This is a genomic window from Lysinibacillus telephonicus (assembly GCF_003966145.1).
Taxonomy (GTDB): domain Bacteria; phylum Bacillota; class Bacilli; order Bacillales_A; family Planococcaceae; genus Ureibacillus; species Ureibacillus telephonicus.
This window is the reverse complement of the sequence record NZ_RXNR01000109.1, coordinates 1-9,158: the sequence shown is the minus strand read 5'-3', so window position 1 is coordinate 9,158 and position 9,158 is coordinate 1. Positions and strand designations below refer to the sequence as shown.

The following is a 9,158-nucleotide window of genomic DNA, read 5'->3' as shown; positions in this document are numbered from 1 at the left end:
TTCATTTGCACGTATCACCTTTCATTGCTTGTTTCTCGACAATTCAAGTATATAGAAATCGGTGATTACGTGCTTTTTTATTTATGAAATTTTTTCAAACCCCAACAAATATTATAGAGCCTTAAAAAACATAGCCCCGTCCTTTATTAATGGCGGGGCAGGAACTTTATTTACTTAATATATAGTAATAAATTCATTTAATTTGGCAACGTAACAGTAAATATACTACCTTTATCTTTAGCGCTCTGTACCTGAATCTCGCCACCACATAATTCCACTATTCGTTTTACAAGAGCAAGTCCTAACCCATTTCCTTTTTTGGAATGTGATATATCACCTTGATAAAATTTATTAAAAATATGTACCTGTGTCTGATCGTCCATACCAGGTCCATCATCTTGAATTGCAAAACGTACTCCTTCATTTACAGCTTCTAGGGTTATATTTATTAAGCCACCTTTATATGAAAATTTAATTGCATTATCTAATAAGTTTAGCCAGACTTGTTGGATCAAATCTTCGTTACCGTTATAAATAATCTTATTAAGTTCCACATTTACTGTAATCTCTTTTGAAGTCCATCTAGGCTCCATTAAAATAATTGTTTTTCTAATTTGTTCATCTAGCCTAAATGGAGCTTTATCGGTAATAATCTCAAGGTTTTCATATTTTGAAAGGGCTAGTACATTAGTAGAAAGAACTGCTAAACGCTCCGATTCAGTTATGATGATGTCAAGATACTCCTGTCGCTCTTCTTCGCTTAAATTATTTTCCTTGAGTAATTTTGCAAAGCCTCTAATAGAGACAATGGGTGTTTTAAATTCATGGGAGAAGTTATTGATAAAATCTCTCCTGAGTGTTTCAATACCTGCAAGTTCCTGTGTCATTTTATTGAAGCTATGAGAGAGCTCTTCCAATTCTCCGATACCTTTAATATTTACCTGTACATTAAAATCGCCGTCAGCAACTTTATGAGTAGCATTAATTAATGTACTGATAGGGTTTAAAGCTTTTTTACTAAGAAAGGCAGTAAGTGAAGTCCCAAGTAGAATACAGAAACCTAAAAAACCGAATAATGAAATTTTTGCAGGGAAATCTTTAAAACTTATTACTCCTAAATACTGTAATAGTATTGTAATTACTCCGACTACCAGAGATGTTGCCACTAAGACACCGAAAACAAACATTACCAATGTGATAGCAAGACTTAATCTCTTTTTAAAAAATTCTCTCATACTTTTTTCACAGCCTTATAGCCAAGTCCTCTAACTGTCACTATTTCAAACTCTGGCCAGTCTCGAAATCTGTCCCGCAAGCGATTAACATGAACATTTAATGTATGATTATCGGTTTCGGATTCTACTCCCCAGATTTCCTCCATCAATTGAAGACGGGTGAAAATCATGTTCGGATAAGAGAGCAGCTTAAATAAAAGGTAAAACTCTTTTGGTGGCAAAGTAATTATTTTTTCCTCACGTGATATAGTAAGCGCATCATAATCGAGTACAACTTTACCTAATTTAAGCTTATGTTCATTGGCAATCTGAGCTCTGCGAAGTAGTGCCTTAATGCGCAGCACCATTTCCTGCTCATCTACAGGTTTTGTCATATAATCATCTGTCCCAACAAGAAAACCTTTCCGTTTATCTTGAGGTTCTTGTTTAGCTGTAACCATTAAGATTGGTAGATGCTCCCATGAAAGGCGGAGCTGCCTAGTCAATTCATATCCGTCCATATTTGGCATCATTAGATCAAGAACAACTAGATCTATGTAATGCTTTTCCATTAAATTAAGTGCAGAAATACCATCCTCTGCACTGTATGTTTCGTAACCGTTTTGCTTTAATACGGTACACATTAGCTTTCTAGTATTTATATCATCCTCAACCACTAATATTTTAAACATATAAAGCTGGGCCTCCAATAAAACTTATTATTACATAAAAAATTTTACCATCGCAATGTAAACTGAAAATCAATTATACGTTCAAGTTTATTTTCAGTTTACTTTTTAATGATACACTATAGCCAAAATAATAATGGTAGTTATGTTTTATAAGAGAGTAGTAATTAATAGAAAACTTTTATTGCTAATAAGTTACTAAAGATTATAGAAGAATTACAATAGTAATTTTGAATAGAGGGAGAGTATGTGTACGTGTTTTATACAATTTTATTTAGTCAATATGAAATTTTAGGAGAAGAAGAACGCTTGATAGATGAATATAAACTTCCCCTTAAGGAAAATAAAGAAAGCTTGGAAGCATTATTAATAAAGTTAAATTATGAATTTATTGGAGATGTTAATATGTGGGGGTTTAAAAGCAACAACTTTATAAGTGTTGCTGAGATTGTCATTGCAGATTAGAATAAAGAAAGCTTTTGAACAACGGTCCTATTTATGGTTATTTACAAGTTACCAATAATCCTATTGACTCGAATTTAAAGTAATTTTTTTGTAAAAGGGGGAGGGGAAATAATTGCATTCATATTGGATTGCACCGTGTTATAATCAGTTTTTTTCTAGTGGCATTCAACACCTCTTGTCGGAAATAAATAATTGGCTAGGGTATTTTTTAAATAATTAAATCTTCCAGTAAATCATAGAAAAAGAGAATGGTCGGTTTCGTTGCATATATGTATTGCAAACTGACCCAAATGTTTTATATAAATCCTCCAATTCAGGGATACATAATTGGTAAGAATCGGTCTTTTTGTGATTAGGTTACTTCCTCTTATAATATTGCATTTTGAAACCACTTCTTTTAGAGAAAATCCATAAACAGCAACTGTTTCCACTCATTTTTTCCTTCTAGAAAATCTTCTGGAAATAACTGTTCGTAAGCCTCTAAAAAAACCAATCGAGGAACCTCCAGTATTTCTGACTATTGACGAGTAGAACGTAGTCTATATCCTGCAAAAATCCCTATTTAAAAATTTTTGTTCTAAATGCTTATAACATTAGCTTATCAATGACATATTTAAGACCTTTAAATTGGCACTATTAAATAATCATATTAGTGGTACTTACAGTAAACCATTTTGTCATGGTATTTTTAGCTAACAGTGAGGGGTTTATCCATTTTTACCTTGAGAACGAGTTAAAAATAATTATATTTAAAGGGTGTGATTTTTTAATGGTTGCTGAAGAAATTCGATTTTCCAATGCTTTAAAGTCAATTGCAAGAAATCAGGAAATAAAAAGATCTGTTCAAAATTCAAAAGAACTTTATCCACTATTAAAGAATGGTATTAATCGATTTGTGGCAGGACAAACACGTAAAGAAGGGATTGAACGGGTTAGTCACTTATATAGCAAGGGGTATCAAGTATCATTAGAATTTATCGGAGAAAATACAATTTCGGAAAGTGAATGTAGACTTGCCAAAAGTGAATTTATAGAAATAATTAAAGAACTTGGAGCAAATCAAATAAGAGGGACTGTATGTTTAGACCTTTCCCACATAGGAATGATGATTTCCAGTTCGTTAGCATATTCACATTTAGAGGAAGTTGCAATAGCCGCACAAGAAAATGATATCAATTTAATATTAGGTATGGAGGAATCTGATAAGACGAATAAAATCTTATCTATCTATAAGGATATTTCAAAAATACACACGAATGTTGGTATAACATTACAAGTTCATTTACATCGATCTTTATCGGATCTCAAAGAGCTATTGAGATTACCGGGGAAAATTCGTTTGGTGAAGGGTGCCTATCAAGAGCCAGCGGAGATATCTATACCTAGATCTGAAGAGTTAAATGAGCGCTACATTGAATTCACCTCAATGTGTATAGAAAATGAACATCCAATTTCTATTGCTACTCATGATGAACACTTACTAATGGACCTAAAAGCAAGGGGATTGCTTACTAGTTTGAATACTGAAGTAGAAATGTTGGATGGGGTATGCCCGAGTCTTTTAAAAACTTTGAAGGAAGAGGGAATACAGACTAAAGTTTATGTAACATATGGGACTGAATGGTACTTATATTTAGTACATCGTATCGCAGAATATCCACAAAATATTTATACATTTATAACAGATATAATTGAACAGAATAACGATAGAATGAACGGATACTAAATAGAATATTTTTTTCAAGTATTTTAAAAGAAGTACGTTTTCCGAAAAAAGTGATACGCTCCCCTTAAAGTAGATTAATTTATAAAATCTGTTACCTTAAAAGGAGCTATTCAAAAGGGGAACGTACTTATCTATAAAAAACGGCTTCTTTAAACAAAGCCTTTTTATTGTTTTTTATTGAGTTAATGTCGTCATTCGATAAAATTTACAGTAACCTCACTTAATCCATTACTAAGCCGCCATCTACAACAAGGTTTTGGCCAGTAACAGCTCTTGCCCAAGGTGATGAGAAAAATAATGCTGCATCAGCTAATTCTTCCGGTGTTGTTACTCTTTGTAAAGGAGTAGTAGACTTAATGATATTGAACACTTCTTCAGTCGTTACACTGCTAGCATCAGTTTGTTTTAATAGACCGCCTGAAATCATATTTACTGTTATACCATATTGCCCCAATTCTTTTGCCATATTACGGGTAAATCCAAGTAACGCAGCCTTACCAGTAGTATACTCATGGTAGGCAACTACTGGATTTTGAAATAAATTAGTGCCAATGTTGACAATACGACCAAACCCAAGATCCTTCATATCTCCTAAACAAGCTTGAATTGTATTTAATGCACCTTTAATGCTTCCTTCAAATTGAGTGTTAAAATTGTCCCATTCAAGCTCGAAAGCATTTTTTTGAGCAACTGGATTAAAACGGAAATCGATTAATGCATTGTTAACAATAGTTGTAATCGGCGTATTAAAGTGATTTTTGGCTTCAGCAACCAATGCATTAATTTGTTCCTTATCTCTAACATCTGCTTGAATGGCAATAGCATGATTTCCTAATGTTTTGGCAAGGTTTTGTGCTTTTTCCTTACTGTTAAAATAATTAATGACAACATTTGCTCCTTCCTTTGCAAAAGCAGTTGCTATAGCTGACCCTAATCCTCTACTTGCACCAGTAATTAAAACTGTTTGTTTACTTAATTTCATTCAATTCTCCTCCTAATTATCTATGTATCTATTTAATAGTTTTCATCCAAGTAGGCATAAAAACAAAAAAACTAGGCGCCAAAAAAGGACCTAGTCATAGTTTAAAAAGGACTACTTCCCTACGCTGGCATGATCCAGATCAGGTCCTGAGGGTCAAAAAGTTCACTCACTTTTTTCTCAGCCTGAAATACAGGCTCCCCTAGTAGAAAGAATTATTCTATTAAATATATTAATGCTTATCCTAAACCTTCATAAAGTAATAGTCAATAGAAATAAATAAAACGTTTTTGAACATATCCGACTAAACAAATGAATTATTTTTGTAGGAGAATATTCAGCATTGACAAAATTAAATAAATAGTTAGAATTAATATAAATTAATATCTGCATAACGAAGATTTGTTTAAAACATTTCGGAGTATAAGAACAAAGGCTATGATAAGAAATAGTAGCAATCATGTGAACAAACAGAAAGTTACCGGTTGATGAGAGGTGCGTGTTGACAATTGTGAATTCATCTTGGAGCTGTGTACCGAAAAGAATTTCCTAGTAGGCTACACCGGCTTGGCACCCGTAATCATGTGCTAGAGTATCGTCAAATGACCGTACTTACTAAGGTAAGCAATGTGAGTTGCATACGAACAAAGGTGGTAACACGAGATGAATCGTCCTTTTGGTTAATCCAAAAGGGCGTTTTTTTTATCTTTGATTCTTATAGAACTTGCAATATTAGAAAAAATTTAAGGAGGAAAATTGATTGAGTAAAGATCATAAGAAACTTCAACGAGGTTTAGACAACAGACATATTCAGTTAATTGCTCTTGGAGGTTCCATTGGAGTTGGATTGTTCTACGGTTCTAGTGCTACCATTCAAATGGCTGGTCCATCTATTTTGCTATCATATTTAATAGGGGGATTAGTTATTTTCACCATTATGAGGGCGCTTGGAGAAATGGCAGTAGAAGAACCCGTGTCAGGTTCATTTAGTACATACGCAAATCGCTATTTAGGCCCTTTTGCTGGATATTTAACTGGTTGGACTTATTGGTTTATGTGGATAGTTGTTGGAATGGCGGAAATAACTGTAGTTGGTGTCTATGTAAATTACTGGTTTCCAGAAATTCCGCAATGGTTGACGGCGCTTGCTGTTCTCATTGTAATTACTATAGTAAACCTAGCTAATGTAAAAGCATTCGGAGAATTTGAATTCTGGTTTGCAATGATTAAAGTTGTAGCGATTATTGGAATGATTCTTCTTGGATTAGGCATTATTTTATTTGGGATTGGCAACGGGGGACAGCCAATTGGTTTTGACAATCTGTGGGCCCATGGAGGTTTCATGCCTAATGGAATCGAGGGGATTATCATGTCACTCGTTCTTGTTATGTTTTCCTTTGGTGGAGTAGAGTTGGTTGGGATTACAGCTGGAGAGGCAAAAAATCCACAAAAGTCGATTCCATCAGCCATCAACAATGTCGTATGGAGGATTCTAATTTTCTATATTGGTGCATTGGGAGTCATGATGATTTTATATCCTTGGAATGAGGTAGGAACGAATGGTAGCCCATTTGTATTAATTTTTGATAATGTCGGTATTCCTGGAGCTGCCCATATTATTAACTTTGTTGTAATAACAGCAGCATTATCAGCTTTTAATAGTGGGTTATTTGGTTCAGGAAGAATGCTGTACAATCTATCACTGCAAAATAATGGTCCGAAATATTTTGAAAGGCTTAGCAAGAATGGGAGTCCGAGACGTGGAATTTTGTTCTCATCATTGTTTTTATTAATTGCAGTCGTTTTAAATTACATTGTTCCTGAAAAAGTATTTTTGTATATTTCTGCTGTTGCTACAGTGGCAGTAATTACTAGCTGGACTATTATCCTAATTGCCCAATTAAAATTTAGAAAATCAAAAACAAAAAAAGAGATAGAAGAAATTAAATTTAAAATACCGTTCTATCCATTATCTACCTATTTGGCACTAATATTTTTAGCGTTTGTCATTATTTTAATGGCATTTATTCCGGATATGCGCATCGCATTATTTGTAGCACCTGTGTGGTTTTTAATACTTTACATAGGATATAAAATAAAAAATTAAGAGTATCCATGGAGAAAATACTAGATTTCGAGGCTTATGAGGGCATTTTTCCATATGGGAAAATTTGAATCTTTAATTTAGAACATAATTTTAAGATAGTATAAACAAAAAAAAATAGCCTTTTTCGGTTATAAAAATTCATTATTGACAATTTAAAATAAATATATAAAATAAAAGTCAATTAATATCTGCATAACGAAGATTTGTTTAAACATTTCGGAGTATAAGAGCAAAGGCTATGATAAGAAAGAGTAGCAATCATGTAAACAGACAGAAAGTTACCGGTTGATGAGAGGTGCATGTTGAACGGTTGTGAATACATCTTGGAGCTGTGTACCGAATAGGATCCCTTAGTAGGCTACACCGGCTTAGCACCCGTAATCATGTGCTAAAGTATCGTCATTAGACTGTACTTGTTAAGGTAGGCAATGTGAATTGCTTATGAATTAAAGGTGGTAACACGAGATGAATCGTCCTTTTGGTATATCCAAAAGGGCGTTTTTTTTTATCCTTTGTTTCTTATAGAACTTGCAATATTAGAAATAATATTTCAAGGAGATGTTAGTATGTTTGTAAAACCAGAAGAACAATTAAAGATCATCATGAAAGGTATTAAAGAAATAGTAAATGAAGAGGAGTTATTGGTGAAACTAGAGAAATCCTATCGCTCACAAACTCCGCTTACGATTAAATTAGGGCTTGATCCTTCTGCCCCTGATATTCACTTAGGACATGCTGTTGTACTAAGAAAAATGAAACAAATGCAGGATTTAGGACACGAAGTTGTCGTAATCATAGGTGATTTTACTGGTCGAATTGGGGACCCAACAGGAAAAGCAAAAGGCCGAGCAGCTCTAAGTGATGAGCAGGTTAAAATCAATGCAAAAACGTACTTTGAACAAATCTTTAAAGTGCTAGATTCAAATAAAACTACAGTCCGTTTTAATAGCGAGTGGCTATCGAAGTTAACCTTTGAGGAAGTCATTAAATTGGCAGCAACTACTTCTGTTGCAAGAATATTAGAACGAGATGATTTTCAAAATAGATATAAAAATCAAATTCCTATCGGTATTCATGAATTTTTCTATCCGCTAATGCAAGGATACGATTCTATTGAGATCCAAGCTGATATCGAACTAGGTGGCACCGATCAAACTTTCAATGTTTTAATGGGACGTACACTACAAAAGCATTGGGGATTAGAAAAGCAAATTGCTATTTTTATGCCACTTCTTGAAGGTCTTGATGGTGTTGAAAAAATGAGTAAAAGTCTTGGCAATTATATTGGGGTTAATGAACCAGCAGAAGTGATGTTTAAAAAAGTAATGGAAGTACCAGATAGTCTAATAATTAAATACTTTGAGTTAGCAACGGATGAACATCCTGACAAAATTGACAAAATAAAAGAACGACTTGAACAAGGCGAAAATCCAAGAGATATTAAACTCGAATTGGCTGAAATTATTACAAAATTATATTGTGGTGAAGATGAAATGCGAAAAGCAAGATCATTTTATGAAACTGCTTTCAGCAAAAAGGAAATACCAGATAATATCCCGGAATTAGTAATTCAAATTGGAGCTGAAACGGTGCAAGATATCATTCCTTTACTAATTGATAAAGGATTCATTAAAAGCAAAAGCGAATTTTTACGGTTAATTAAACAAAACGGTGTTCAAATAAATAAAGAAAAATTAAGTGAAGATGAATTTGATCGTGTATTAATGAACGAAGAGGTACTACAAATTGGCAAAAAAAGATTTATTCGTTTAATTAAATAACTTAATAAGATGTTTCCAAGAAGAATCTAATTAAAAAAGTTTACTGAGGAACAATAATAAACAGCTCTTAAAAAATAGAGGCTGGGACAAAACCCGTCTCTGATGAAAAAGCCGGTGAAATTTTACGATAAGTAAAATTTCACCGGCTTTGATTATTTTAAATAAAAAATAAGGACCACTTCTGATAAAATTAAGTC

The 9,158-nt window shown here is 33.3% G+C and carries 7 protein-coding genes, 1 riboswitch and 2 other annotated features; of the genes, 4 read left to right on the top strand and 3 right to left on the bottom strand.

The features are described 5' to 3' along the window. Positions 1–197 precede the first annotated feature (197 nt). A complete protein-coding gene (locus EKG35_RS19810; RefSeq protein WP_126296271.1) occupies positions 198–1,235 on the bottom strand; it encodes a HAMP domain-containing sensor histidine kinase in 1,038 nt (345 codons plus the stop codon). Beyond that, a complete protein-coding gene (locus EKG35_RS19805; protein WP_126296270.1) occupies positions 1,232–1,906 on the bottom strand; it encodes a response regulator transcription factor in 675 nt (224 codons plus the stop codon). The genes EKG35_RS19810 and EKG35_RS19805 overlap by 4 nt, the downstream gene beginning before the upstream one ends. Positions 1,907–2,158: 252 nt before the next feature. Here EKG35_RS19805 and EKG35_RS19800 point away from each other — a divergent pair, with 252 nt between their 5' ends. Then, on the top strand, positions 2,159–2,368 hold the full coding sequence (locus EKG35_RS19800) for a hypothetical protein (protein ID WP_126296269.1): 210 nt from the start codon (positions 2,159–2,161) through the stop codon (positions 2,366–2,368). Positions 2,369–3,020: 652 nt separating this feature from the next. Further along, positions 3,021–4,094: a proline dehydrogenase family protein gene (locus EKG35_RS19795; protein ID WP_342774129.1), complete on the top strand. Its 1,074-nt coding sequence runs from the start codon at positions 3,021–3,023 to the stop codon at positions 4,092–4,094. Positions 4,095–4,314: 220 nt separating this feature from the next. On the opposite strand, the gene EKG35_RS19790 is transcribed toward EKG35_RS19795, so the two are convergent. Continuing rightward, on the bottom strand, positions 4,315–5,076 hold the full coding sequence (locus tag EKG35_RS19790; RefSeq protein ID WP_126296267.1) for a 3-oxoacyl-ACP reductase: 762 nt from the start codon (positions 5,074–5,076) through the stop codon (positions 4,315–4,317). A 99-nt stretch (positions 5,077–5,175) separates the two neighbouring features. Continuing rightward, positions 5,176–5,287: riboswitch (TPP riboswitch) on the bottom strand. Between the two features lie 215 nt (positions 5,288–5,502). After that, positions 5,503–5,752, top strand: a binding site (T-box leader). A gap of 81 nt (positions 5,753–5,833) precedes the next feature. Between EKG35_RS19790 and EKG35_RS19785 the strand changes: the two genes are divergently transcribed. Both EKG35_RS19785 and tyrS read left to right on the top strand, forming a co-directional pair. Further along, complete coding sequence (locus EKG35_RS19785) at positions 5,834–7,180, top strand: amino acid permease (protein ID WP_126296266.1); 1,347 nt, start codon at positions 5,834–5,836, stop codon at positions 7,178–7,180. Positions 7,181–7,409: 229 nt separating this feature from the next. Continuing rightward, positions 7,410–7,661: a binding site (T-box leader), on the top strand. A gap of 85 nt (positions 7,662–7,746) precedes the next feature. Next, positions 7,747–8,961 carry a tyrosine--tRNA ligase gene (gene tyrS, locus EKG35_RS19780; RefSeq protein WP_126296265.1) on the top strand — a complete coding sequence of 405 codons (1,215 nt, stop codon included), beginning with the start codon at positions 7,747–7,749 and terminating at the stop codon, positions 8,959–8,961. Positions 8,962–9,158: the final 197 nt, after the last annotated feature.

Coding starts and splice junctions, on each gene's coding strand:
- EKG35_RS19810 (WP_126296271.1), bottom strand. CDS start 1,235: ATGAGAGAATTTTTTAAAAAGAGATTAAGTCTTGCTATCACATTGGTA.
- EKG35_RS19805 (WP_126296270.1), bottom strand. CDS start 1,906: ATGTTTAAAATATTAGTGGTTGAGGATGATATAAATACTAGAAAGCTA.
- EKG35_RS19790 (WP_126296267.1), bottom strand. CDS start 5,076: ATGAAATTAAGTAAACAAACAGTTTTAATTACTGGTGCAAGTAGAGGA.
- tyrS (WP_126296265.1), top strand. CDS start 7,747: ATGTTTGTAAAACCAGAAGAACAATTAAAGATCATCATGAAAGGTATT.